Source organism: [Enterobacter] lignolyticus SCF1 (genome assembly GCF_000164865.1).
Lineage (GTDB): Bacteria > Pseudomonadota > Gammaproteobacteria > Enterobacterales > Enterobacteriaceae > Enterobacter_B > Enterobacter_B lignolyticus.
The window spans coordinates 1999302-2022944 of record NC_014618.1; the positions used below are offsets into that span (position 1 = coordinate 1999302).

The 23643-nt window shown below is 56.3% G+C and carries 24 protein-coding genes; 18 read left to right on the plus strand and 6 right to left on the minus strand.

Translation table 11 applies throughout. From position 1 onward, the window contains the following. Positions 1–9: 9 nt before the first annotated feature. Positions 10–507: a non-heme ferritin gene (gene ftnA, locus ENTCL_RS09430; protein ID WP_013365887.1), complete on the minus strand. Its 498-nt coding sequence runs from the start codon at positions 505–507 to the stop codon at positions 10–12. Positions 508–695: 188 nt separating this feature from the next. Next, positions 696–1037, minus strand: coding sequence for a YecR family lipoprotein (yecR, locus tag ENTCL_RS09435; RefSeq protein ID WP_013365888.1), 342 nt, complete (start codon positions 1035–1037; stop codon positions 696–698). A gap of 223 nt (positions 1038–1260) precedes the next feature. Here yecR and ENTCL_RS09440 point away from each other — a divergent pair, with 223 nt between their 5' ends. After that, positions 1261–1899, plus strand: a complete 639-nt coding sequence (locus ENTCL_RS09440; RefSeq protein ID WP_013365889.1) for an RpiB/LacA/LacB family sugar-phosphate isomerase — start codon at positions 1261–1263, stop codon at positions 1897–1899. Positions 1900–1922: 23 nt separating this feature from the next. Here the strand turns inward: ENTCL_RS09440 and ENTCL_RS09445 are convergent, their stop codons facing one another. Beyond that, positions 1923–3344, minus strand: a complete 1422-nt coding sequence (locus ENTCL_RS09445; protein WP_013365890.1) for an MFS transporter — start codon at positions 3342–3344, stop codon at positions 1923–1925. Between the two features lie 206 nt (positions 3345–3550). On the opposite strand from ENTCL_RS09445, the gene azuC reads away from it, so the two are divergent. After that, positions 3551–3637 carry a stress response protein AzuC gene (gene azuC / locus ENTCL_RS23640; protein WP_077629254.1) on the plus strand — a complete coding sequence of 29 codons (87 nt, stop codon included), beginning with the start codon at positions 3551–3553 and terminating at the stop codon, positions 3635–3637. Positions 3638–3720: 83 nt separating this feature from the next. Continuing rightward, positions 3721–3972 carry a DUF2766 family protein gene (locus ENTCL_RS09455; RefSeq protein ID WP_013365891.1) on the plus strand — a complete coding sequence of 84 codons (252 nt, stop codon included), beginning with the start codon at positions 3721–3723 and terminating at the stop codon, positions 3970–3972. A 51-nt stretch (positions 3973–4023) separates the two neighbouring features. On the opposite strand, the gene ENTCL_RS09460 is transcribed toward ENTCL_RS09455, so the two are convergent. Both ENTCL_RS09460 and ENTCL_RS09465 read right to left on the minus strand, forming a co-directional pair. Then, positions 4024–5367 carry an anaerobic C4-dicarboxylate transporter gene (locus ENTCL_RS09460; RefSeq protein WP_013365892.1) on the minus strand — a complete coding sequence of 448 codons (1344 nt, stop codon included), beginning with the start codon at positions 5365–5367 and terminating at the stop codon, positions 4024–4026. Between the two features lie 182 nt (positions 5368–5549). Then, the gene (locus tag ENTCL_RS09465) at positions 5550–6053 is read right to left on the minus strand and encodes a non-heme ferritin-like protein (protein ID WP_013365893.1); all 504 of its coding nucleotides are present in this window, start codon (positions 6051–6053) and stop codon (positions 5550–5552) included. 761 nt (positions 6054–6814) lie between these two features. On the opposite strand from ENTCL_RS09465, the gene ENTCL_RS09475 reads away from it, so the two are divergent. The 3 genes from ENTCL_RS09475 to araH are packed head-to-tail and all read left to right on the plus strand — an operon-like array spanning position 6815 to position 10353. Then, positions 6815–7795, plus strand: coding sequence for an arabinose ABC transporter substrate-binding protein (locus ENTCL_RS09475; protein ID WP_013365894.1), 981 nt, complete (start codon positions 6815–6817; stop codon positions 7793–7795). A gap of 48 nt (positions 7796–7843) precedes the next feature. Continuing rightward, a complete protein-coding gene (gene araG, locus ENTCL_RS09480; protein WP_013365895.1) occupies positions 7844–9358 on the plus strand; it encodes an L-arabinose ABC transporter ATP-binding protein AraG in 1515 nt (504 codons plus the stop codon). A gap of 14 nt (positions 9359–9372) precedes the next feature. After that, entirely contained in the window at positions 9373–10353 is a 981-nt protein-coding gene (gene araH / locus ENTCL_RS09485; RefSeq protein WP_013365896.1) for an L-arabinose ABC transporter permease AraH, read from the plus strand. 152 nt (positions 10354–10505) lie between these two features. Here the strand turns inward: araH and uspC are convergent, their stop codons facing one another. After that, positions 10506–10937 (minus strand): universal stress protein UspC, encoded by a 432-nt coding sequence (gene uspC / locus ENTCL_RS09490; RefSeq protein WP_013365897.1) that lies wholly within the window; start codon positions 10935–10937, stop codon positions 10506–10508. 796 nt (positions 10938–11733) lie between these two features. Here uspC and flhD point away from each other — a divergent pair. The 12 genes from flhD to cheZ all read left to right on the plus strand — a co-directional run bounded on the left by flhD (position 11734) and on the right by cheZ (position 23630). Beyond that, the gene (gene flhD / locus ENTCL_RS09495) at positions 11734–12084 is read left to right on the plus strand and encodes a flagellar transcriptional regulator FlhD (protein WP_013365898.1); all 351 of its coding nucleotides are present in this window, start codon (positions 11734–11736) and stop codon (positions 12082–12084) included. Further along, positions 12081–12665: a flagellar transcriptional regulator FlhC gene (gene flhC / locus ENTCL_RS09500; protein ID WP_125451984.1), complete on the plus strand. Its 585-nt coding sequence runs from the start codon at positions 12081–12083 to the stop codon at positions 12663–12665. Before flhD ends, flhC begins: the two co-directional genes overlap by 4 nt. A 122-nt stretch (positions 12666–12787) precedes the next feature. After that, positions 12788–13678, plus strand: coding sequence for a flagellar motor stator protein MotA (gene motA / locus ENTCL_RS09505; protein WP_013365900.1), 891 nt, complete (start codon positions 12788–12790; stop codon positions 13676–13678). Next, positions 13675–14604 (plus strand): flagellar motor protein MotB, encoded by a 930-nt coding sequence (motB, locus tag ENTCL_RS09510; protein WP_013365901.1) that lies wholly within the window; start codon positions 13675–13677, stop codon positions 14602–14604. Before motA ends, motB begins: the two co-directional genes overlap by 4 nt. Positions 14605–14608: 4 nt before the next feature. Beyond that, positions 14609–16642 carry a chemotaxis protein CheA gene (cheA, locus tag ENTCL_RS09515; RefSeq protein WP_013365902.1) on the plus strand — a complete coding sequence of 678 codons (2034 nt, stop codon included), beginning with the start codon at positions 14609–14611 and terminating at the stop codon, positions 16640–16642. A gap of 21 nt (positions 16643–16663) precedes the next feature. Further along, positions 16664–17167 carry a chemotaxis protein CheW gene (gene cheW / locus ENTCL_RS09520; protein WP_013365903.1) on the plus strand — a complete coding sequence of 168 codons (504 nt, stop codon included), beginning with the start codon at positions 16664–16666 and terminating at the stop codon, positions 17165–17167. A 169-nt stretch (positions 17168–17336) separates the two neighbouring features. After that, entirely contained in the window at positions 17337–18998 is a 1662-nt protein-coding gene (gene tar / locus ENTCL_RS09525) for a methyl-accepting chemotaxis protein II (RefSeq protein WP_013365904.1), read from the plus strand. Positions 18999–19034: 36 nt separating this feature from the next. Further along, positions 19035–20636, plus strand: a complete 1602-nt coding sequence (gene tap / locus ENTCL_RS09530; RefSeq protein ID WP_013365905.1) for a methyl-accepting chemotaxis protein IV — start codon at positions 19035–19037, stop codon at positions 20634–20636. 20 nt (positions 20637–20656) lie between these two features. After that, a complete protein-coding gene (cheR, locus tag ENTCL_RS09535) occupies positions 20657–21523 on the plus strand; it encodes a protein-glutamate O-methyltransferase CheR (protein WP_013365906.1) in 867 nt (288 codons plus the stop codon). Continuing rightward, complete coding sequence (locus ENTCL_RS09540; protein ID WP_013365907.1) at positions 21520–22569, plus strand: protein-glutamate methylesterase/protein-glutamine glutaminase; 1050 nt, start codon at positions 21520–21522, stop codon at positions 22567–22569. Before cheR ends, ENTCL_RS09540 begins: the two co-directional genes overlap by 4 nt. Positions 22570–22584: 15 nt before the next feature. Beyond that, positions 22585–22974 (plus strand): chemotaxis response regulator CheY, encoded by a 390-nt coding sequence (cheY, locus tag ENTCL_RS09545; protein WP_013365908.1) that lies wholly within the window; start codon positions 22585–22587, stop codon positions 22972–22974. Positions 22975–22985: 11 nt separating this feature from the next. Then, on the plus strand, positions 22986–23630 hold the full coding sequence (cheZ, locus tag ENTCL_RS09550; protein ID WP_013365909.1) for a protein phosphatase CheZ: 645 nt from the start codon (positions 22986–22988) through the stop codon (positions 23628–23630). Positions 23631–23643 lie beyond the last annotated feature (13 nt).

Genomic DNA, 23643 nt, shown 5'->3' on the forward strand with positions numbered 1-23643 from the left:
GCCCGGGAATTAATTTTGCGCGTCGAGGGTCGACAGTTCTTTATCGATAAAATACAGACCCTCGCCGCTTTTACCGGCCAGCGTCAGCTTATCGATAACGGATTTAAACAGCTTCTCTTCTTCATGCTGTTCAGCAACGTACCACTGCAGGAAATTAAAGGTCGGATAATCCTGGCTGGTCATGGCGACGTGCGCCAGCTCATTTATTTTCTGAGTAATTAACTGCTCGTGTTCATAGGTGGAGCGGAACAGCGCATCCAGAGAATCATATTCAGCAAACGGCGTCGGAATCGAATTAATACGCGGCAGGTTTCCGGTATCGCTCAGGTAGGCGAACAGGCGCTGCATGTGGGTCATCTCTTCCTGCGCATGACGACGCAGAAACGCGGCAGCACCTTCAAAACTGTGATAGCTGCACCATGCGCTCATCTGCTGATACAGCAGGGAAGAATAAAGCTCAAGGTTCATCTGCTCATTCAGTTTTTCAATCATTTCAGCTTTCAGCATGATAGTGCTCCAGAATAAAAAGTGATGAAAATCAGGCGTCACTATAATTTGTTATTGTTTTATTTGCAAAAGGTAAAATGAAAAACAAAAGTTGTTAAATGCAAATGGGAATAACACGCATTGCAGCTGTTAAATAATAAAATGAGAATAATTATATTTACCGCCGGTAATATATTCCGGCAGTAAAATTACCAGTAACTACCGGTGCTGGTCATCGGCGTCACCGTCACCCCGCGACACTGATATTGCAAGGTAATGGTGTGATTGAGACACAGCGAACCGCTTATCGTCGTGCAGGTTGCCTCCGGCTGGCCGTAGGGGAAGGCGGTCGCATAACCCATCTGCTGGCATTGTTTGGTGGCCATGCCGTTGGCAACGTAGCTATCGGTAGTGGCGGACTGCAGCACCGCCTGGCCATAGCTGAGGCGAACGATGCCGCTGTTGGCATCGACACTGCTGACGCTGGCCTGACGGGGAACGGTGCAGGCGCTAAGAAGGAGTATAACAGCAACGGGGAGGGTTTTTTTCATGGCTCACTCGGCGTAAATGGCTGATCGCAGTATGGTACCGCGCCAGCCGGTCGGCAATGCGGAGAAAAGCCGCTGGATCGTGCGCCAGTTTTCGCAACGGCAAAAGTGTGACTCCCTTTTTAGTTTATAAAACCTGATTTCATAAAAATTGAATCCATGTTTTTTGTCGCGTAAAGTGGAGGTATATACGCGTTTACCGCGAAAACCACGCAGGAGAAAATGAATGAAAATCGCACTGATGATGGAAAACAGCCAGGCAGGCAAAAATGCCGTCATCCTTAATGAACTTAACGCCGTCGCCAGTGAAAAAGGGTTCCCGGTATTTAACGTCGGGATGAGCGATGAGCAGGATCACCATCTGACCTATATTCACCTTGGGATTATGGCCAGCATTCTGCTCAACGCCAGAGCGGTGGATTTCGTGGTTACCGGATGCGGCACCGGGCAGGGGGCGCTGATGTCGCTGAACATTCACCCGGGCGTGGTGTGCGGCTACTGCATCGACCCGGCGGACGCGTTCCTGTTTGCGCAAATCAACAACGGCAACGCGCTGTCGCTGCCGTTTGCTAAAGGGTTTGGCTGGGGGGCGGAGCTGAACGTGCGCTTCATCTTTGAGAAAGCGTTCACCGGGCGTAAGGGCGAGGGCTATCCGCCGGAGCGTAAAGAGCCGCAGGTTCGCAACGCCGGGATCCTGAACCAGGTAAAAGCCGCGGTCGTGAAAGAGAACTATCTTGATACCCTGCGCGCCATCGATCCTGAGCTCGTGAAGACGGCCGTGTCCGGCCTGCGCTTCCAGCAGTGTTTCTTTGAACACGGCCAGGATAAAGAGATTGAGGCTTTTGTCCGCCAGATCCTCGCCTGATACGCGATAGCCCGGTAGACGCGCTACCGGGCTTTTCTCGATACCGAACTTCCCGCCTCTTTTGCCAGCGTCAGCGTATCCACCATCCCGGCCAGGCATATCAGGGCGATGAACACAAACGCCAGGCGAAAACTGATCCCGGGAATCGTCGTCAGCGCAAACCCCTCCGCGACTTTCTCCCCCAGCCGAATGCCGATGGCGCCCAGGGTTATCCCGAGGCCGACGGCGAGCTGCGTGGCGGTACTGAACAGCGTATTGGCATAGCTCATCTGTCCGGACGGCACATCGGCAAACGCCAGGGTGCTGACGCCGGTAAACTGGATGGAGCGAAACACCCCGCCGAGATACAGCATGACCAGCGTAACCCATACCGGCGTGGACGGCGTGAGCCATGCGCAGGCCAGCAGGGCCAGCACGTTCAGCATACCGTTTATCAGCAGCAGCTTGCGAAAGCCGAGCCAGCGGATAAGCGGCGTGGTGGCGGGCTTAATGGTCAGATTGCCGACAAACACGGCGAGGACCAGCAGGCCCGCATGAAACGGATCCATTCCGAATCCCACCTGAAACAGCAGCGGCAGTAAAAACGGGACGGCGCTGATGGCGGCGCGAAAAAGCGAGCCGCCGTACAGGGTGACGCGAAACGTGGGGATCTGCAGCGCATCCAGGCGAATCATCGGCCATGCGGCGCGGCGAAAATGACGGACAGCAAACAAAAAGGCGGCGATGCCGAGGGTGAATAAGCCCAGTGAAACCGACAGCCTGGCGTGCCCGGCGCCCAGGGTTTCCATCGCATACACCAGGCTGACCATCGCGACAGACGTCGCCACAAAACCGGGAAGGTCAAACGGGCGTCGCGACTCGTCGCGAATGTCCGGAATAATACGCAGCGCCAGTACGATTGCAAGGAGGCCGAGCGGAACGTTGATAAAGAAGATCCAGCGCCAGCTGGCATAGCTGGTGATGAAGCCGCCAAGCGGCGGGCCGATAATCGGCGCAACCAGCGCGGGCCAGGTCAGGGTGGCGATGGCGGTGATGAGCTGATGCTTCGGCGTGGTGCGCAGTACGGCAAGACGGCCGACGGGCACCATCAGCGCGCCGCCTGTGCCCTGTAAGATGCGCATGGCGACAAAACCGTCGACGCTGGTCGCGAGACCGCAAAAAACGGAAGCAAGGGTGAAGATAGCCAGCGCCAGCGAGAAGATCCTGCGGGCGCCGAAGCGGTCGGCTATCCAGCCGCTGGCGGGGATAAGTACGGCAAGCGTAATCAGATAGGCGCTGATGCCGACGTTAAGCGCCACGGCCTGCACGCCGAAGCTGGTCGCCATATCGGGCAGCGCGGTCGCGATCACCGTGCCGTCAAGAAACTCCATGAAAAACGCGCCGGCGACCAGCAATGCCGCCGGCGATACGCCGCGCTGCTCTGTGCGGGGGCTATTCTCGTTCATTAATGCCTTACCGTATCAAAAATTTTTATAAAATTTACAAAATTTGTAGAATCCATAACTACAGGATTTTTCAGCATTTTTGTTGAATTATTTAACATTTCAGGAATTTTCTTTGCGACAGGCATCACAACTCGGTTGATTTTTGTGATGTATGTCATATTATTACCCGCAGACAGTAACACCTGAATAACAAACCGGGGCATCACATGAAACTGCGTAAAATCCTGAAGAGCATGTTCGACAACTACTGCAAAACGTTTAAAGACGTACCGCCAGGCAACATGTTCCGTTAAAAAAAAACCTGCTTCGGCAGGTTTTTTTCGTTCTGACGTCCGGAATCAGGTTACTATGGCGCTCCTGAGAAAAGGAGTAAAACATGTCCCAGAACCTGACTGCAAATGATGAACTGGTCTCCGACGTTGTCGCCTGCCAGCTGGTCATTAAGCAAATTCTTGATGTGATTGACGTCATCGCCCCTGTTGAAGTTCGTGAGAAGATGGCAAGCCAGCTGCGCGCCATTGATTTCAGCAGCCATCCAGCCTCCGCTGACCCGGTGACTCTGCGCGCCATCCAGAAAGCGATCGCCCTGATTGAGCTGAAGTTCACGCCGCAGGAAGGTACGCACTAGCAGTAAAAAAATAACGGCGCCGCGGCGCCGTTATTTTTACCCCGTAGTCGTTCAGAAAAACGCTTCAACCAGCAGATAGCTGGCGACGCAGGCGCTGCTGACGCCAATCAGTCCTGGCAGAATGAAGCTATGGTTAATGATGAATTTCCCGATACGCGTGGTGCCTGAGCGGTCAAAACCGATACAGGCCAGGTCGCTGGGGTAGGTCGGCAGCACGAAATAGCCATAGGCCGCCGGGAAGAAGGCGATCAGCATCTTCGGCTCTACGCCGAGCATCAGCCCCATTGGCGCGACGGCGGTTAGCGCGGCGGCCTGGCTGTTCACCAGCTTGGAGACGAGGAACAGCACCAGCGCATAGGTCCACGGATGGCTCTTCACTACCCCTTCGAGCGCCATTTTCAGCTCCACCAGATGCGCCTGGAAGAAGGTGTCGCTCATCCATGCCACGCCGAACACCGAGAATATCGCCACCATACCGGCCTTGAAGACCGGACCGTTGGAAATTGAGGCCGCATTGACCTTGCAGACCAGCAGGATCACCGCACCGGCGATCAGCATCATCATCTGAATCACCAGGTTCATCGACAGCGGCGAGAGCTTGCCTTTTACTTCGAAAGACGGGCGCAGCTCCGGCAGCGCGCCGAGCAGCACGACCACCAGGATGCCGGCGAAAAAGATCCAGGTCGACCAGGTGGCCTCCCGGGAGAAGCGCTGATTCAGCAGCGTTTCGCTGCCGCCATAGATAAATTCACGCTGTTTCGGATCCTTAAGTTTTTCCTGAAACTCTTCGTCATCCGCCAGGTTTTTACCGCGGCGCAGGCTCCACAGCGCGGCGATCGCGACGCCGAACAGGGAGGCGGGCACCGAAATGGCGAGGATCTCAAGGATGCTCCAGGCATGTCCGATCCCGTGCTGGGCGCCAAGAATGGAGACCAGGGACACTACGGCAACGGATACCGGCGACGCGGTGATCGCCATCTGCGAGGCGACGGAGGCGACCGCCATCGGACGCTCCGGACGAATGCCTTTCTTCAGCGCGATATCGCTGATAATCGGGAACATGGTGTACACCACGTGCCCGGTGCCGCACAAAAACGTCAGCGTCCAGGTCGTGAACGGCGCCAGCAGGGTAATGTGCTGCGGGTGCTTACGCAGCAGCTTTTCCGCACACTGCATCATCACGTTTAGCCCGCCTGCCGTTTGCAACGTTGCCGCGCAGCCGATGACCGCGAGAATCGTGAGCATGACGTCGACCGGTGGTTTTCCGGGCTCAAGGCCGAAGACAAAACTCAGAATAAAAAGGCCTATCCCGCTGATAAGCCCCAGCCCCATACCGCCAAACCGGGTTCCGACCAGCAGGCAGACGATAATGACAACAAACTCAAGAGTAACCATGTAGCACCTGTCTCATCCAATAAGAATGAACAAATCATTACATGTTGTAGGGATATGCATTGAGAGGAAGATCTGATTTATAAGTTTAAGAAAAACAAATGGTTGTATACATTTTTTTAACAAATGCAAGGGCGGTGAGGAAACAGCGGGAGAAACGAGCGGCGCGGGCCGCTCTGGTAAAGTTAATGCATCTGGTTATTGACCACATTACGCAGGTGCTGATCGGTCTGGTGCATGCACAACCCGGCGCGGCGGGCGCTGCGTACTTCGTCAAGGATGGTCTGCAGCAACACGCCGTCCTGCTGCTGGGCCTGCTGCATGGTATTCAGAAAGCGAAGCGTGCTGTCGTCATGCAGCGCTTTGGCTTCTTTCGTGAGCGCTGACAGCGTACTGCTGCGCTGCTGATGTTCGTTAAGGGTTTTCAGAAAAAGCTCTTCGAGCGTATCGCAATTGTCGTCGCAGGCGTGCTCGGCCTTAACGACGGGGAAGGCGCCGGCTTTCTTCATAAAGTCGAAAACCTGCATCATATGCGTCACGTTGGATTGCGCCTGCGACCGCAGAAACGTCGCGGTTCCCGTCAGCTTGTGTTCTGAGCACCAGTCGCTCAGATGCAGGTAAAGGTTAGACGCGTAGAACTCCAGGTTCATTTGGGCGTTGAGTTTTTGGACCATTCCCGGGACTGCCATACAAATATCCTTATTTATCAGATGAGACGTCACATGCCGATCGTCGCATAGTCCTGAAATGAAATAGCTGCAAACCATGCACCATTCAGCATCAATGCAAATAACTGATGAGTGACCGTGTCGACATTCATTGTCTGGTCATCTTTAGAATACGCTGATTAGCCACATAAGAAAACTCTTAAGTCATGGGTTTTACGTTTCGTTACAACACGGAAAAAATATTATGCATTACAGGTTGTTATATATTTCTCTTATATTTAAGGCCGTATGACGCCTAAGATTTTTGTTCTGGATGTCCGCCGTTAAGCGCGGGCCGGATATATAAATGATAATGATTATCGCGGTGCTATCAATATATTCAGCTTGCTGCTGAACGCGGCCCTGCCAGGAAATTTGTGGCAGATCGTCTTTTGTAATGATGCTGACGGACGCCGGCTGACGGCTGCCTGGGCGTGCCGGAATACGAGGGTGGAGAGGATAAGGATTCACTGGCTGTTAACATAGAGGATCCTGCTATAAGATAAATTATTTGTCTGACAAATATATCGTGCTTTATGTCATTATCCGCTGAGTTTATGCACGCAATTACTGTAATTCTGCGGTGTGATGATCCTCTCCTATGGAGAATTAATTTCCCGCTATTAATGTTCTCACGGCGCTAGTGTCTCAAGTGAAAACCGCTAATGCCTTGTTTTATGTCTGATAAATAATTTTTACCCGATTATTCCCTACATAAAAGAACATTAAAGCTGGAGTTTACCATGCACAAATTTACTAAAGCCCTGGCAGCCATTGGTCTGGCGGCGGTTATGTCACAATCGGCTATCGCCCAGACCGTGAAGCTGGGTTTTCTGGTGAAGCAGCCGGAGGAGCCCTGGTTTCAGACCGAATGGCGCTTTGCGGATAAAGCCGGGAAAGACTTAGGCTTCGAGGCGATTAAAATCGCCGTCCCGGACGGTGAGAAAACCCTTAATGCGATTGATAGCCTGGCCGCCAGCGGCGCAAAAGGGTTTGTTATCTGTACGCCGGATCCGAAATTAGGCCCGGCGATTGTGGCGAAAGCGCGCGGCTATGATATGAAGGTAATCACCGTCGACGATCAGTTCGTCAACGCCAAAGGGAAGCCGATGGAGGACGTGCCGCTGGTGATGATGGCCGCCAGCGAGATTGGTGCGCGCCAGGGCGAGGAACTGTATAAGGAAATGCAAAAACGCGGCTGGGATGTCAAAGAGACCGCCGTTATGGCGATCACCGCCAACGAGCTGGACACCGCCCGCCGCCGTACCTCCGGATCGATGGACGCGCTGAAAAAAGCGGGTTTCCCGGAAAAACAAATCTATCAGGTGCCGACCAAATCTAACGATATTCCCGGCGCGTTCGATGCCGGTAACTCGCTGCTGGTGCAGCATCCGGGCGTTAAGCACTGGCTGGTGCTTGGCATGAACGATAACACCGTCCTCGGCGGCGTACGGGCAACCGAAGGGCAGGGCTTTAAAGCGGCAGATGTCATCGGTATCGGCATCAACGGCGTGGATGCGGTCAATGAGCTTTCTAAAGCTCAGCCCACCGGCTTCTATGGCTCGCTGCTGCCGAGCCCGGACGTGCATGGCTATAAGACCAGCGAAATGCTCTACAACTGGGTGCAAAAAGGCGCTGAGCCGCCGAAATTCACCGCCGTTACCGATGTGGTGCTGATAACCCGCGACAACTTCAAGCAGGAGTTGGCGAAAAAAGGGCTGTAACAGCCGGTGAAGCCGCCCCCGGCGGCAGTACAGCGTGATGGAGTGATTATGCAACAGTCGCAACCTTATCTTTCGTTTCGCGGAATCAGCAAATCTTTCCCCGGGGTTAAGGCCTTATCCGACATCAGTTTTGACTGCTACGCCGGACAGGTCCATGCCCTGATGGGGGAGAATGGCGCGGGTAAATCCACGCTGCTGAAAATTCTCAGCGGAAACTATGCTCCCACGGCCGGTACGCTGGTGCTGCGCGGTGAGGAGACGGTCTTCCCCAATACCACGGCTGCGCTTAACGCCGGGGTGGCGATTATCTATCAGGAGCTGCATCTGGTGCCGGAAATGACGGTAGCAGAGAACATCTGGCTGGGGCAGTTGCCCCATAAAGGCGGGATCGTCAACCGCTCGCTGCTGAACTATGAGGCCCGTCTGCAGCTGGAACATCTGGGTCTGGATATCGATCCGCAGACGCCGCTGAAGTATCTCTCCATCGGCCAGTGGCAGATGGTGGAAATTGCCAAAGCGCTGGCCAGAAACGCCAAGGTCATCGCTTTTGACGAACCGACGAGCTCCCTGTCGGCGCGTGAGATAGAAAACCTGTTCCGGGTGATTCGCGAACTGCGCAACGAAGGGCGGGTGATCGTGTACGTTTCACACCGGATGGAGGAGATTTTCGCCCTCAGCGACGCCATTACGGTGTTTAAGGACGGCCGCTATGTCTGCACCTTCAGCGATATGCAGCAGGTGAGCCATGACCAGCTGGTGCAGGCGATGGTCGGGCGTGATATCGGCGATATCTACGGCTGGCAGCCGCGGGAGTATGGCGATGTGCGCCTTCGCCTTGAGCAGGTGAAAGCGCCGGGCGTGCGCGAGCCGATAAGCCTGACGGTGCGCAGCGGCGAAATCGTTGGCCTGTTCGGGCTGGTCGGCGCCGGGCGCAGCGAACTGATGAAAGGGCTGTTCGGCGCGACGCGCATTACCGCAGGCACCGTGATGATTGACGGCGAGGCCGTCAATATTCGCAAACCGGCCCACGCGATCCGCGCCGGGATGATGCTCTGCCCGGAGGACCGTAAAGCGGACGGCATCATCCCCGTACATTCGGTGCGGGACAACATTAATATCAGCGCCAGACGTCGGCACATCCGCGCCGGATGTCTGATAGACAACGCCTGGGAAACCCGCAACGCGCTGCATCACATTCAGTCCCTGAACATCAAAACGCCGGGAGCGGAGCAGCTGATCATGAACCTGTCGGGGGGCAACCAGCAGAAGGCAATCCTTGGCCGCTGGCTGTCGGAGGAGATGAAGGTCATCCTGCTTGATGAGCCTACCCGTGGGATTGACGTCGGCGCTAAGCATGAGATCTATAACGTGATTTATGCGCTTGCGGCCTCGGGCGTGGCGGTGCTCTTCGCGTCGAGCGACCTGCCGGAAGTGCTTGGCGTTGCCGACCGCATTGTTGTGATGCGCGAAGGCGATATCGCCGGAGAGTTGCTGCATGAATCCGCAAATGAACAGCAGGCGTTAAGCCTGGCGATGCCTAAAATCAGCCAGGCGGTCGCCTGAGCGAGGAGTGAACTATGTCATCTGTAACCACGTCCGGCGCGGGCCGCACGACGTTAAGCGTTGGGCGCATCTGGGATCAATACGGCATGCTGGTGGTGTTTGCCGTACTGTTTATCGCCTGCGCGATTTTTGTGCCGAACTTTGCCTCTTTCGTCAACATGAAAGGACTGGGTCTGGCGATTTCGATGTCCGGTATGGTGGCCTGCGGCATGCTGTTTTGCCTGGCATCGGGGGATTTCGACCTTTCTGTCGCGTCGGTTATCGCCTGTGCGGGGGTGACGACGGCGGTGGTTATCAACCTGACGGAAAGCCTGCTGCTCGGCGTGCTGGCCGGTTTGCTGCTGGGCGTGGTCAGCGGGCTCATCAACGGTTTTGTCATTGCCAGGCTGAAAATCAACGCTCTGATAACGACGCTTGCGACTATGCAAATCGTCCGCGGTCTGGCCTACATTATTTCCGATGGTAAAGCCGTTGGGATTGAAGATGAGCGCTTCTTCACCCTCGGCTATGCCAACTGGTTTGGCCTGCCGGCGCCCATCTGGTTGACCGTGGCCTGCCTTATCGTCTTTGGGCTGTTGCTCAATAAAACCACCTTTGGCCGCAACACGCTGGCGATAGGCGGTAACGAGGAGGCCGCACGGCTGGCGGGAGTGCCGGTGGTGCGTACCAGGATTATTATTTTCGTGCTCTCAGGTCTGGTCTCGGCGGCCGCGGGCATTATTCTTGCCTCAAGGATGACCAGCGGCCAGCCGATGACCTCTATCGGCTATGAGCTCATCGTCATCTCCGCCTGCGTACTGGGTGGGGTGTCGCTAAAAGGCGGCATTGGTAAAATTTCCTACGTCGTTGCCGGGATCCTGATTCTGGGGACGGTAGAAAATGCCATGAACCTGCTGAATATTTCGCCGTTCTCGCAGTATGTCGTGCGCGGGTTGATTCTGCTGGCGGCGGTGATCTTCGACCGCTACAAGCAAAAGGCGAAGCGGACGGCGTAATTTCGCTTTCCGGCTCTCGGGTTTATTCATGATTTGAAACAAGTGGAAACAGGGACGGGGGGCGGAATAAAGCGACATAACGGCGCCGTTATGCCCTGAGTGCGATGCAGAAAAAGACCCGGTGCAGCCGCATCGGGTCAGTTAGCGATAACCTAACCCTTTTCCAGTGACACCAGCAAAACGTCGACGCCGCAGCTGTTGCCAACAATATTTTTCGCCGCGCAGGTGGCGCGCGAGAAAAAACTCTGGTTATGGTTGCCGCAGATGACCAGGTCGACCTGCTGTTTGCGGCAAAAAGCCCGGATATGCTCGCTGAGTTCACCGCAGGCGATCGTAGTCTGGCTGACGGGATAATCGGCGCGGGCAATGAGCTCATTCAGAAACTGTCGGGTTTCCTCCTGCATTAACTCACGCAGATTCTCCAGCATTGGGGCGGCAAACTGATTATACATTTCCGGGTCCGTGGACAACGTTATCAGGCTAACCCGCGCATTAAAGGGCCGGGCAATCGACACCGCTTTGCTCACCAGCCTGTGGCTTTCCGGCGTCGGCGCTACCGCGACCAGAACATGTGAGTACGCCATCATACCTCCTTGAACATGATGAAAAAACGCCTCTTAAACTCTCATACTCCCTTTGCGGGACGACTGCAAGATGTCCATTAACATGAAATGCGGGATTGCTTAACGAATTCATTAATTATTCTTATGTAAAGAATATCGCGGCGTCACAGTTTCAGTCACTTTTTTCTGTTTTATCTTCGAACGGAAGCGATGAATAATCAGTTTTTTACTTGTTTACATGGTTTATTAACAAAATTAACATTATCAACGGTAGTGATTATTTCGCGTTTGTAAATCCCTATTTTTTTGATTTTAAACGCTAAATTTTTCTTCTTTGCGGACGATACTAAAAGGGAGTCCATAGCATTTGTGCTGATAATGCCACACTGAACAGAAAGTTACACCTCTGGACTCTAAATGAATATTTATTCTACTGCCTGGAATAGTCTGGGAGGTTGTTTGATGAAAAAATAGGCAAATCACAATGCTGGCTGATAAATGGGGTGTCAATATTCACCCCTTTGTGTGATATTGATCACATAATTTTCAAATTTCCAGCAAGGCCACATTGTATGTGTAAGAACTGGCGAGTAGAGTTGCGTCGAATTAGGAAAAATCTTAGTTATTTGTAAGAAATGTTTAAAATTGTGAGGTTATCCTCTGTGCCGCAGAGGTTGATCTAACAATCGCAGGGATGCAGCGCCTAAGTCAACTATGCATTTTGGCCGTTTCTTTTTTTACCGGGATTTCCCGGCGACATCACGGGGTGTGCGGTGTTACCGCATAAAATAATGGTTGGTTATTCGGGATGGGAAAAATGCATACATCCGAGTTGCTAAAACATATATACGACATTAATTTGTCATACTTATTACTTGCACAGCGCTTGATTAGTCAGGATAAAGCTTCCGCCATGTTTCGCCTCGGCCTCAATGAGGAGATGGCAAGCACGTTGGGCGACCTGACGCTCCCTCAGATGGTAAAACTGGCGGAAACTAACCAGCTCGTTTGCCAGTTTCGCTTCGACAGCCACCAGACGATTACCCGGCTTACTCAGGAGTCGCGGGTGGATGATTTACAGCAAATTCATACCGGGATTTTACTTTCTACCCGCTTACTGAAAGAAGCCAGCCAGTCAGACGATTCTGCGCGTAAAAAAAGGGCCTGAAAATGAGTGAAAAAAGCATTGTTCAGGAAGCGCGCGATATACAACTGGCAATGGAACTGATCTCACTAGGTGCGCGCTTACAGATGCTGGAGAGCGAAACGCAGCTGAGCCGCGGTCGCCTTATCAAGCTCTACAAAGAACTTCGCGGCAGCCCGCCGCCGAAGGGCATGCTGCCGTTTTCCACTGACTGGTTTATGACCTGGGAGCAGAATATCCATTCGTCGATGTTCTGCAACGCCTGGCAGTATCTTCTCAAAACCGGGCTCTGCAACGGCGTTGATGCGGTTATCAAAGCGTACCGGCTCTATCTTGAGCAGTGTCCGCAGCCGGAAGAGGGGCCGATTCTGGCGCTGACCCGCGCGTGGACGCTGGTGCGTTTTGTCGAAAGCGGCATGCTGGAGCTGAGCAGCTGCAACAGCTGCGGCGGCAATTTTATCACTCACGCTCACCAACCCGTGGGAAGCTTCGTTTGCAGTCTTTGCCAGCCGCCATCCCGGGCAGTAAAAAGACGTAAACTTTCTGGTGATGCTGCCGATATAACTCCACAACTGCTGGATGAACAGATAGAGCAAGCTGTTTAACCGATACGGTGTGTGGCAATCACTCCAGCAGCGGACGCAGGTCCGCTGCTTTTTTTTTGCCGCGCCGTCGGGAATTGCTCATCTTTTGTCCTTGCCTTAGTCAAACGTGGAAGGATGATGTCGTGCTTATCTTATTAGGTTACCTGGTTGTTCTTGGTACAGTTTTCGGTGGTTATGCGTTAACCGGCGGACACCTTGGGGCACTCTATCAGCCTGCCGAACTGATCATCATTGGCGGTGCGGGGATAGGGGCGTTTATCGTCGGCAACAACGGCAAGGCGATCAAGGGAACGATGAAGGCGCTCCCGCTGCTGTTCCGCCGTTCCAAATACACCAAAAGCATGTACATGGATCTGCTGGCCTTGCTGTATCGGCTGATGGCAAAGTCCCGCCAGCAGGGGATGTTCTCGCTTGAGCGTGATATCGAAAACCCGACCGAAAGCGAAATTTTCGCCAGCTATCCGCGTATTCTGGCGGACAAAGTGATGCTGGATTTCATTGTTGATTACCTGCGCCTGATTATCAGCGGCAACATGAACACCTTCGAGATCGAAGCGCTGATGGACGAAGAGATCGAAACGCACGAAAGCGAGGCCGAAGTGCCGGCGAATAGCCTGGCGATGGTCGGCGATTCGCTGCCGGCGTTTGGTATCGTCGCGGCGGTGATGGGGGTGGTGCACGCGCTGGGGTCCGCCGACCGTCCTGCTGCCGAGCTGGGTTCGCTTATCGCGCACGCGATGGTGGGGACGTTCCTCGGTATTCTTCTGGCGTACGGCTTTATCTCTCCGCTGGCCACCGTGCTGCGCCAGAAAAGCGCTGAAACGACCAAGATGATGCAGTGCGTCAAAATTACTCTGCTGTCCAATCTCAACGGGTATGCGCCGCCGATCGCGGTTGAGTTCGGCCGTAAAACGCTTTACTCCAGCGAGCGCCCGTCGTTTATCGAGCTCGAAGAGCATGTTCGTGCGGTACGTAACCCAACAGCGCAACAAACGACGACTGAGGAAGCATGAAAAATCAGTCTCACCCGATAGTCGTTGTCAGACGGCGGAAACATAAAAACCACGGCGGCGGAGCGCACGGCTCCTGGAAAATTGCCTATGCCGACTTTATGACGGCGATGATGGCGTTCTTCCTCGTGATGTGGCTCATCTCGATTTCCAGCCCGAAAGAGCTCATCCAGATTGCGGAATATTTCCGTACGCCGCTGGCAACCGCCATCACCGGCGGGCCGCGGGTATCGAACAGCTCAAGCCCGATCCCCGGCGGCGGCGACGACTTCACCCAGCAGCAGGGGGAAGTCAAAAAAGAGCCGAATATCGATGAGCTGAAAAAGCGCATGGAGCAAAACCGGCTGAAGAAGATTCGCGGCGAGCTCGATCAGCTGATTGAGGCCGACCCGAAGCTTAAAGCGCTGCGTCCGCACCTGAAAATTGACCTGGTGCAGGAGGGACTGCGCATTCAGATTATCGACAGTCAGAACCGCCCAATGTTTAAGACCGGCAGCGCCGAGGTGGAGCCCTATATGCGCGACATCCTGCGGGCGATCGCCCCGGTGCTGAATGAAATACCGAACAAAATCAGCCTCTCCGGACATACCGATGACTACCAGTATGCCAATGGAGATCGTGGTTACAGCAACTGGGAGCTGTCCGCCGAGCGCGCCAACGCCTCGCGCCGCGAGCTGGTTGCCGGAGGTCTGGACGACGGTAAAGTGCTGCGCGTTGTTGGCATGGCCAACACCATGAAGCTGCAGGAGCACGGCGGCGATGACGCCATCAACCGGCGTATCAGCCTGCTGGTGCTGAACAACCAGGCCGAACAGGCGATCCTCCACGAGAACGCCGAAAGCCAGAATGAACCTATTAGTGTTTTACAGCAGCCCGCGGCCGCCGCGCCGGCTGTGAGTCCCACATCGCCACAAGCCGATCAGAGGTGATAGCGTGAGCATGGATATCAGCGATTTTTATCAGACATTTTTTGATGAGGCCGACGAGTTGTTGGCGGATATGGAGCAGCACCTGCTGGATCTGGTTCCGCAAGCCCCCGACGCCGAGCAACTGAACGCCATTTTTCGCGCCGCGCACTCGATTAAAGGCGGCGCCGGTACGTTTGGGTTCACCATTTTGCAGGAGACCACCCACCTGATGGAAAACCTGCTGGATGAAGCCCGCCGCGGCGAAATGCAGCTCAACACCGACATTATTAACCTGTTTTTGGAAACGAAAGACATTATGCAAGAACAGCTTGATGCCTATAAAAGCTCGCAGGAACCCGATGCGGCCAGCTTTGAGTACATCTGCAACGCCCTGCGCCAGCTGGCGCTTGAGGCCAAAGGCGAAGCGGCGCCGGTTCCGGCTACCGGCGCTAAACTGACCGTTGTCGAAAACGACGAGTCAGGCGTTACGGAAGAAGAGGTAACGGCGGCGATGGGCGGTAAAACGCGCATTGTGCTGTCGCGCCTTAAGCCCGGCGAGCCGGATATGCTGCAGGAGGAGCTGAGCAACCTTGCGCATATCAGCCAGGTTGCCAAAACCGATGACTCGCTGAGCGCCATCCTGGACGGCGCGGTTTCGCAAGACGATATCGTGGCGGTGCTCTGTTTTGTCATTGAGGCCGACCAGATAGCGTTTGAAACCGTGACGGAAGAGAAGGCGCTGCCGGTGGCCGCTGTGGAGGCGGATACCGCCGTCGTCCCTGTCCCGGCGCCCGCGCCTGCGCTGAAAGCCGTTCCGAAAGAGGCGGCCAGCGCGCCGCGCGCCGAGCGCGAAAAACCGGCGCGCGCCAGCGAATCAACCAGTATCCGCGTGGCGGTCGAGAAGGTCGACCAGCTCATTAACCTCGTCGGCGAACTGGTGATCACCCAGTCGATGCTGGCCCAGCGCTCCAACGAGCTCGACCCGGTGCAGCACGGCGACTTGATCACCAGCATGGGTCAGCTGCAGCGCAACGCCCGTGATTTGCAGGAATCGGTCATGTCCATCCGCATGATGCCGATGGAATATGTCTTCAGCCGCTTCCCGCGCCTGGTGCGCGACCTGGCCGGTAAGCTCGGCAAACAGGTTGAGCTGACGCTGATGGGCAGCTCGACCGAGCTGGATAAGAGCCTGATCGAGCGCATCATCGACCCGTTAACGCACCTGGTGCGCAACAGCCTTGACCACGGCATCGAGCTGCCGGACACCCGCGTCAATGCCGGGAAATCGGCGGTGGGCAACCTGATTTTGTCCGCGGAACACCAGGGCGGCAACATCTGTATCGAAGTGACCGACGACGGCGCGGGCCTTAACCGCGAGCGCATCCTTGCGAAAGCGATTTCTCAGGGGATGGCGGTACACGACAACATGACCGACGAAGAGGTCGGCATGCTGATCTTCGCCCCGGGGTTCTCCACGGCGGAACAGGTGACCGATGTCTCCGGCCGCGGCGTGGGTATGGACGTGGTGAAGCGAAACATTCAGGAGATGGGCGGCCATGTTGAGATCAAATCAAAGCAGGGCGCGGGCACGACAATCCGTATCCTGCTGCCGCTGACGCTGGCCATCCTTGACGGCATGTCGGTGAAGGTTAACGAAGAGGTGTTTATTTTACCGCTGAACGCGGTGATGGAATCGCTGCAGCCGCGCGAGGAAGATCTGCATCCGCTGGCCGGAGGGGAGCGCGTACTGGAGGTCCGCGGCGAGTACCTGCCGCTGGTGGAGCTGTGGAAGGTCTTTGAGGTTCATGGCGCGAAAACGGAAGCGACCCAGGGCATCGTGGTGATTCTGCAAAGCGCAGGCCGCCGCTACGCTCTGCTGGTCGACCAGCTGATTGGCCAGCATCAGGTGGTGGTGAAAAACCTGGAAAGCAACTACCGCAAAGTGCCGGGGATCTCCGCCGCAACCATCCTCGGCGATGGCAGCGTTGCGCTGATTGTCGACGTCTCGGCGCTGCAGGGGTTAAATCGTGAAAAACGTATGGCGCACACTGCTGCCTGATTGCAAGAGTAAGGGAACAAAATGACCGGTATGACGAATGTAGCAAAACTGGCAGGTGAGCCGTCCGGCCAGGAATTCCTGGTCTTCACGCTGGGCGATGAAGAGTACGGCATTGATATTCTGAAAGTGCAGGAAATTCGCGGCTACGATCAGGTGACGCGTATCGCCAACACGCCCTCCTTTATTAAAGGGGTCACCAACCTGCGCGGCGTTATCGTGCCTATCGTAGATTTGCGCGTGAAGTTCTGCCAGGACGATGTCGACTATAACGACAACACCGTGGTGATTGTGCTGAACCTCAACCAGCGGGTGGTGGGGATTGTGGTTGACGGCGTGTCCGACGTGCTATCGCTGGCGGCGGAGCAAATTCGCCCGGCGCCGGAATTCGCCGTAACGCTCTCCACCGAATACCTGACCGGGCTCGGCGCCCTCGGCGAGCGTATGCTGATTCTGGTGAATATTGAAAAACTGCTGAACAGCGAAGAGATGGCGCTGCTTGATAACGCCGCCATCAGCGCCGCGTAATCGTGCTTCCCCCGTCCTGCCGGGCGGGGGAGACCTCTTCTTTTCTTCCTTCCTTTATTACCGCTTTTATGACCCCGCTGCGCGCGCGCACAACATGGGTGACTTAACGTAAAGTTTCATCGCTCCGTGCCGATAACACCGCTATCACGTAATAAAAAAAAGGTGTTGCATGTTGAACCGTATCCGCGTTGTCACTCTGCTGATGTTGGTGCTGTTTGTCTTTGCACTGCTACAGCTGCTGTCCGGGGGCTTTCTCTTTTCCTCGCTCCATCAAAACCAGCAAAGTTTTGCCCTTTCCAATGAGTTACGTACTCGCCAAAGCGAGCTGAATAAAACCTGGGAGCTGATGCTGCAAACGCGCATTAACCTCAGCCGCTCATCCGCACGCATGATGATGGATGCCGGAAACCAGCAGAGCAGTGCTAAAACAACGCTGCTCAACAATGCCAAAGCCACTCTGGCGGACGCGGCGAAACACTATGCGACGTTCTCGCAGATTGCGCCAGCGGCGGAATTGGTGGACGCCAGCAGCGCGGTTGACGCCAGCTACCAGAAATACTCCGCCGGGCTAACCGAGCTGATTGGCTTTCTGGATAACGGCAAGATGGATGCCTACTTCGCGCAGCCGACCCAGGGGATGCAAACCGGGCTTGGCGATGCGATGGCGCGCTACGAAAAAGAGAGCGAAACGCTCTATCAGCACGCGTTTTCAACCAGCACCCGTGACTATCACTTTGCGCAGTGGCAGCTGGCCATTATCGCGGTGGTGCTGGTCTTGCTGCTGGCCGGCGCCTGGTACGGCATTCGCCACATCCTGCTCAAGCCGCTCGGGCAGGTGATTAGCCACCTGCGCCGCATCGCGCAGGGCGACCTGACGCAGCCGGTCACCGTGTCCGGGCGCAATGAAATTGGCGAACTGGCCGGTACCGTTAACCACATGCAAACGTCGCTCATCGATACGGTGACCCGCGTGCGCAACGGTTCTGACGCCATCTATGCCGGCAGCAGCGAAATTGCGGCGGGCAACAACGATCTCTCCTCGCGTACCGAGCAGCAGGCGTCCTCGCTGGAGGAAACCGCCGCCAGCATGGAAGAGCTGACCGCCACCGTGAAGCAGAATGCCGAAAACGCCCGTCAGGCGTCGCAGCTGGCGCTTAGCGCCTCTGAGACCGCCCAGCGCGGCGGCAAAGTGGTCGATAGCGTGGTTAACACGATGCACGACATCGCCGCCAGTTCGCAGAAAATTTCCGATATTACCGGCGTTATCGACGGTATTGCCTTCCAGACCAACATTCTCGCGCTGAACGCGGCGGTGGAAGCGGCGCGCGCGGGCGAGCAGGGTCGCGGCTTTGCGGTGGTGGCCGGCGAGGTGCGCAACCTGGCGAGCCGTAGCGCCCAGGCCGCGAAAGAGATTAAAGCGCTTATTGAGGACTCGGTGTCGAAGGTGGACACCGGCTCCGTACTGGTAGAAAGCGCAGGCGACACCATGAGCGATATCGTCAATGCCGTCACGCGCGTGACCGACATCATGGGGGAAATCTCCTCGGCGTCTGACGAGCAAAGCCGCGGGATAGACCAGGTGGCGCTGGCGGTTTCCGAGATGGATCGCGTGACCCAGCAGAACGCGGCGCTGGTGCAGCAGTCCGCTGCCGCCGCCGCCGCGCTGGAAGAGCAGTCGAGCCATCTGACGCAGGCGGTATCGGCGTTTCGCATCGGCGCACACCACGCGGCGCCCGCCGCCAGTACAGCAAAAGCTTCCGCAGCAGCAGTGACGCCATTGCGGCCCCGTCCGGCAGCCGCCGGAACGGACGATAACTGGGAAACGTTTTAATTTTGCGCAGCGCGTTGCTGTAGTACGGGAGTGTTGATGTTCAATCGAATTCGTATCTCGACCACGCTGTTTTTAATTCTGGTGATGTGCGGTGTGCTGCAGGTCGGTAGTAACGGACTGTCATTCTGGGCGTTTCGCGACGGGCAGAAAAACATGCAGCAGGTGGAGCAAAGCAACCAGCAGCTGCATGCGCTGATGCAGACCCGCGCCGTTATGCTGCAGGCCAGCACCGCGCTGAACAAAGCCGGAACGCTGACCGCGCTGAGCTATCCGGCGGACGAGATTAAGGCGCTGATGGCGACGGCGCGTCAGAGCTTCAGGCAGGCCGACGCGCAGTTTGCGGCTTTCGCCAGCGTTGCGGCGGAAGATGACAGCGCGCGCGGGCTACAGGACGCCACAAAAACCGGCTATGCCGCCTGGCGCGACGCGCTGGATCATCAGGCCACCTGGCTTGAAAACAACCAGCTGTCAGATTTTATGACCGCGCCGGTGCAGCAGGCGCAGGATGATTTTGACCGCAGCTATCGCCAGTGGCAGCAGAATATCAACCGTTATGTGGATTCCGCGCGGCAGGCGAGCGACGGCAACTACCACCGTTCGGCGTTTATTTTTATCGCCATGGTGGCGATCGCCGCGCTGATCGTCGGCTGGGCGCTGCTGTGGACGCGCAGGATGATTGTGGTGCCGCTGACCATTATCAGCAGCCACTTTGACGGCATTGCGAAAGGCGATCTGGCGCGGCCGATCGCGGTGTACGGCAACAATGAAATCACCGCGATTTTCGCCGGGCTGAAGGCGATGCAAACCGCGCTGCGCGGGACGGTCAGCGAGGTTCGTCTGGGAAGCCAGGCGATGCATACCGGCATTTCGGAAATTGCCGCGGGCAATAACGATCTCTCCTCGCGGACCGAACAGCAGGCGGCATCGCTGGCGGAAACTGCCGCCAGCATGGAGCAGCTGACGGCGACGGTCGGGCAGAACGCCGACAACGCGCGTCAGGCCTCCGGGCTTGCCAGCCGCGCCGCGGAAACCGCCCGCCGCGGCGGGCAGCAGGCCTCGCACGTTGCCGCCACCATGCATGATATCGCCACCAGCTCACAGAAGATTGGCGACATTATCAGCGTGATTGACGGTATTGCCTTCCAGACCAACATTCTGGCGCTCAATGCGGCGGTTGAGGCGGCGCGGGCAGGGGAGCAGGGGCGCGGTTTCGCCGTGGTGGCGGGGGAGGTCCGCAACCTCGCCAGCCGTAGCGCCGAGGCGGCGAAAGAGATTAAAGGGCTGATTGAGGCGTCCGTCTCCCGCGTGCAGGAAGGCTCCGCGCTGGTGGATACCGCAGCCAAAACCATGAACGAGATTGTCAGCTCCGTCACCCAGGTCAACGACATTATGGGCGAAATAGCCTCGGCGTCCGATGAGCAGCGCCGGGGGATTGAGCAGGTCGCGCTGGCGGTCAGCCAGATGGATCAGGTGACGCAGCAGAACGCGGCGCTAGTCGAAGAAGGGGCCGCCGCCACGGAACAGCTGGCGGACCAGGCCGATCGCTTAACGACGCTGATGACCCGATTTTCGCTCGACGAACACAAGATTGCATTGCAAGAAGGGGTATCGCCGCAGGTGATACCTGTTGTTTCCTGAAAGTGACGTAAGAAGGCGCTATGACATCATCCCTGCCCAACGGGCAATCGTCATTACTTATGCAGATGACACAGCGCCTGGCGCTGTCCGATGCGCAGTTTCGTCGGATATGCCAATTGATCTACCAACGTGCGGGCATCGTACTGGCAGATCACAAGCGCGATATGGTCTACAACCGGCTGGTTCGCCGCCTGCGTACGCTGGGGCTGGATGATTTTGGTCGTTATCTGGCAATGCTGGAGGCCAATTCTGACAGCGCCGAGTGGCAGGCGTTTATTAACTCGCTGACCACCAACCTGACGGCGTTTTTTCGTGAGGCGCACCACTTTCCGACGCTGGCGGAGCACGCCCGTCGTCGGCACGGCGAGTACCGCGTCTGGAGCGCGGCCGCCTCAACGGGAGAAGAGCCGTACTCCATTGCGATTACGCTTGCCGACACCCTGGGGACAGCCCCCGGGCGCTGGCGCGTGTTTGCAAGCGATATCGATACCGAGGTGCTTGGCAAAGCGCAAAACGGGATTTACCGGCAGGATGAGCTGAAAACGCTGTCGCCGCAGCAGCTACAGCACTATTTCATGCGCGGAACCGGCCCCCATGACGGACTGGTGCGTGTACGTCAGGAGCTGGCGAACTATGTGGATTTTGCCCCGGTTAACCTGCTGGACAGGCAATACAGCGTGCCGGGGCCGTTTGATGCCATTTTCTGCCGTAATGTAATGATTTACTTCGATAAAACAACGCAGCAGGAGATTCTTCGCCGTTTTGTTCCGCTGCTCAAGCCCGACGGATTGTTATTTGCCGGGCACTCGGAGAACTTCAGCAATCTTGTGCGCGAGTTCAGTCTGCGTGGACAGACGGTGTATGCGCTCAGTAAGGATAAAGCATGAGTAAAATCAGGGTGTTGTCTGTCGATGACTCCGCATTGATGCGGCAGATTATGACGGAAATCATCAACAGCCACAGCGATATGGAGATGGTCGCCACGGCGCCCGATCCGCTAGTCGCCCGGGATCTTATTAAAAAATTCAACCCGGACGTGCTGACGCTGGATGTCGAAATGCCGCGGATGGACGGTCTCGATTTTCTCGAAAAATTGATGCGCCTGCGGCCGATGCCAGTCGTGATGGTGTCGTCGCTGACCGGTAAAGGTTCCGAAGTGACGCTGCGCGCGCTGGAGCTTGGCGCCATCGACTTCGTGACAAAACCGCAAATCGGCATTCGAGAAGGGATGCTGGCCTACAGCGAAATGATTGCCGACAAGGTTCGCGCCGCGTCAAGGGCTCGTCTGAGCGCCCATAAGCCGCTGACGGCGCCGGTGGCGCTGAAAGCCGGGCCGATGCTGAGCTCGGAAAAGCTGCTGGCGATTGGCGCCTCAACCGGCGGCACCGAGGCGATTCGCCACGTGCTGCAGCCGCTGCCGCTGACCAGCCCGGCGATCCTCATCACCCAGCATATGCCGCCAGGGTTTACCCGCTCTTTTGCGGAACGTCTGAACAAGCTGTGCCAGATAACGGTGAAAGAGGCGGAGGACGGCGAGCGCGTGCTGCCGGGCCATGCCTATATCGCCCCCGGGGATAAGCATATGGAGCTGGCGCGAAGCGGCGCCAACTACCAGATCAAAATTCATGACGGCCCGCCGGTCAACCGGCACCGTCCGTCGGTCGACGTGCTGTTTCACTCGGTCGCCAAAAATGCGGGACGCAACGCCGTTGGGGTGATCCTTACCGGGATGGGCAACGACGGCGCGGCGGGAATGCTGGCAATGCACCAGGCGGGCGCCTGGACCATTGCGCAAAACGAAGCAAGTTGTGTGGTGTTCGGCATGCCGCGTGAGGCCATCAATATGGGTGGCGTCAGCGAAGTGGTCGATCTTAGCCAGGTAAGCCAGCAGATGCTGGCGAAAATCAGTGCCGGACAGGCAATACGTATTTAAGAGGAGTGAAGTTAAATGGCGGATAAAGAGCTTAAGTTTCTGGTTGTGGATGACTTTTCCACCATGCGTCGCATCGTGCGTAACCTGTTGAAAGAGCTTGGTTTCAATAACGTTGAAGAAGCAGAAGACGGCGTAGATGCGCTCAACAAACTGCAGGCGGGCGGTTTTGGTTTTGTTATCTCCGACTGGAACATGCCGAATATGGATGGCCTTGATTTGCTAAAAACCATCCGCGCCGATGGCGCAATGGCGTCCATGCCGGTGCTGATGGTGACCGCAGAAGCGAAGAAAGAGAACATCATCGCGGCGGCGCAGGCCGGCGCCAGCGGCTACGTGGTGAAACCGTTCACCGCGGCGACGCTGGAAGAAAAACTGAATAAAATCTTCGAGAAACTCGGCATGTGAGGCCTGCAGTGATGATACAACCCTCAATAAAACCCGCAGACGAACATTCGGCCGCAGATATCATTGCCCGTATCGGCAGCCTCACCCGTATGCTGCGCGACAGCCTGCGCGAGCTGGGACTGGACCAGGCGATTGCCGAAGCGGCGGAGGCGATTCCTGATGCCCGCGATCGTCTGGACTACGTAGTGCAGATGACGGCGCAGGCCGCAGAGCGTGCGCTGAACTGCGTCGAACTGTCGCAACCGCATCAGAACCAGATGGAAAAAGAGGCAAAAGCGCTATCTGGCCGCTGGGATGCCTGGTTTGAAAACCCGATCGAGCTGTCCGATGCCCGTGAGCTGGTGACCGATACCCGTCATTACCTGGCGGACGTCCCGGGCCACACCAGCTTCACCAACGCGCAGCTGCTGGAGATCATGATGGCGCAGGATTTCCAGGACCTTACCGGTCAGGTTATCAAGCGCATGATGGATGTGATTCAGGAGATAGAGCGCCAGCTGCTGATGGTGCTGCTGGAAAACATGCCGGAGCAGCCTGCGCGCGCGAAGCGGGAAAACGACAGCCTGCTCAACGGCCCGCAGATGGATACCTCCAAAGCGGGCGTCGTCGCCAGCCAGGACCAGGTCGACGATTTACTGGACAGCCTCGGTTTTTAACGGCGCTGATAAA

Coding starts and splice junctions, on each gene's coding strand:
- motB (WP_013365901.1), top strand. CDS start 13,675: ATGAAAAATCAGTCTCACCCGATAGTCGTTGTCAGACGGCGGAAACAT.
- ENTCL_RS09465 (WP_013365893.1), bottom strand. CDS start 6,053: ATGGCAGTCCCGGGAATGGTCCAAAAACTCAACGCCCAAATGAACCTG.
- cheZ (WP_013365909.1), top strand. CDS start 22,986: ATGATACAACCCTCAATAAAACCCGCAGACGAACATTCGGCCGCAGAT.
- ENTCL_RS09440 (WP_013365889.1), top strand. CDS start 1,261: ATGAAAATCGCACTGATGATGGAAAACAGCCAGGCAGGCAAAAATGCC.
- flhD (WP_013365898.1), top strand. CDS start 11,734: ATGCATACATCCGAGTTGCTAAAACATATATACGACATTAATTTGTCA.
- ENTCL_RS09475 (WP_013365894.1), top strand. CDS start 6,815: ATGCACAAATTTACTAAAGCCCTGGCAGCCATTGGTCTGGCGGCGGTT.
- araG (WP_013365895.1), top strand. CDS start 7,844: ATGCAACAGTCGCAACCTTATCTTTCGTTTCGCGGAATCAGCAAATCT.
- ENTCL_RS09455 (WP_013365891.1), top strand. CDS start 3,721: ATGTCCCAGAACCTGACTGCAAATGATGAACTGGTCTCCGACGTTGTC.
- uspC (WP_013365897.1), bottom strand. CDS start 10,937: ATGGCGTACTCACATGTTCTGGTCGCGGTAGCGCCGACGCCGGAAAGC.
- ENTCL_RS09540 (WP_013365907.1), top strand. CDS start 21,520: ATGAGTAAAATCAGGGTGTTGTCTGTCGATGACTCCGCATTGATGCGG.
- ftnA (WP_013365887.1), bottom strand. CDS start 507: ATGCTGAAAGCTGAAATGATTGAAAAACTGAATGAGCAGATGAACCTT.
- tap (WP_013365905.1), top strand. CDS start 19,035: ATGTTCAATCGAATTCGTATCTCGACCACGCTGTTTTTAATTCTGGTG.
- tar (WP_013365904.1), top strand. CDS start 17,337: ATGTTGAACCGTATCCGCGTTGTCACTCTGCTGATGTTGGTGCTGTTT.
- yecR (WP_013365888.1), bottom strand. CDS start 1,037: ATGAAAAAAACCCTCCCCGTTGCTGTTATACTCCTTCTTAGCGCCTGC.
- ENTCL_RS09445 (WP_013365890.1), bottom strand. CDS start 3,344: ATGAACGAGAATAGCCCCCGCACAGAGCAGCGCGGCGTATCGCCGGCG.
- azuC (WP_077629254.1), top strand. CDS start 3,551: ATGAAACTGCGTAAAATCCTGAAGAGCATGTTCGACAACTACTGCAAA.
- cheR (WP_013365906.1), top strand. CDS start 20,657: ATGACATCATCCCTGCCCAACGGGCAATCGTCATTACTTATGCAGATG.
- cheY (WP_013365908.1), top strand. CDS start 22,585: ATGGCGGATAAAGAGCTTAAGTTTCTGGTTGTGGATGACTTTTCCACC.
- cheW (WP_013365903.1), top strand. CDS start 16,664: ATGACCGGTATGACGAATGTAGCAAAACTGGCAGGTGAGCCGTCCGGC.
- araH (WP_013365896.1), top strand. CDS start 9,373: ATGTCATCTGTAACCACGTCCGGCGCGGGCCGCACGACGTTAAGCGTT.
- ENTCL_RS09460 (WP_013365892.1), bottom strand. CDS start 5,367: ATGGTTACTCTTGAGTTTGTTGTCATTATCGTCTGCCTGCTGGTCGGA.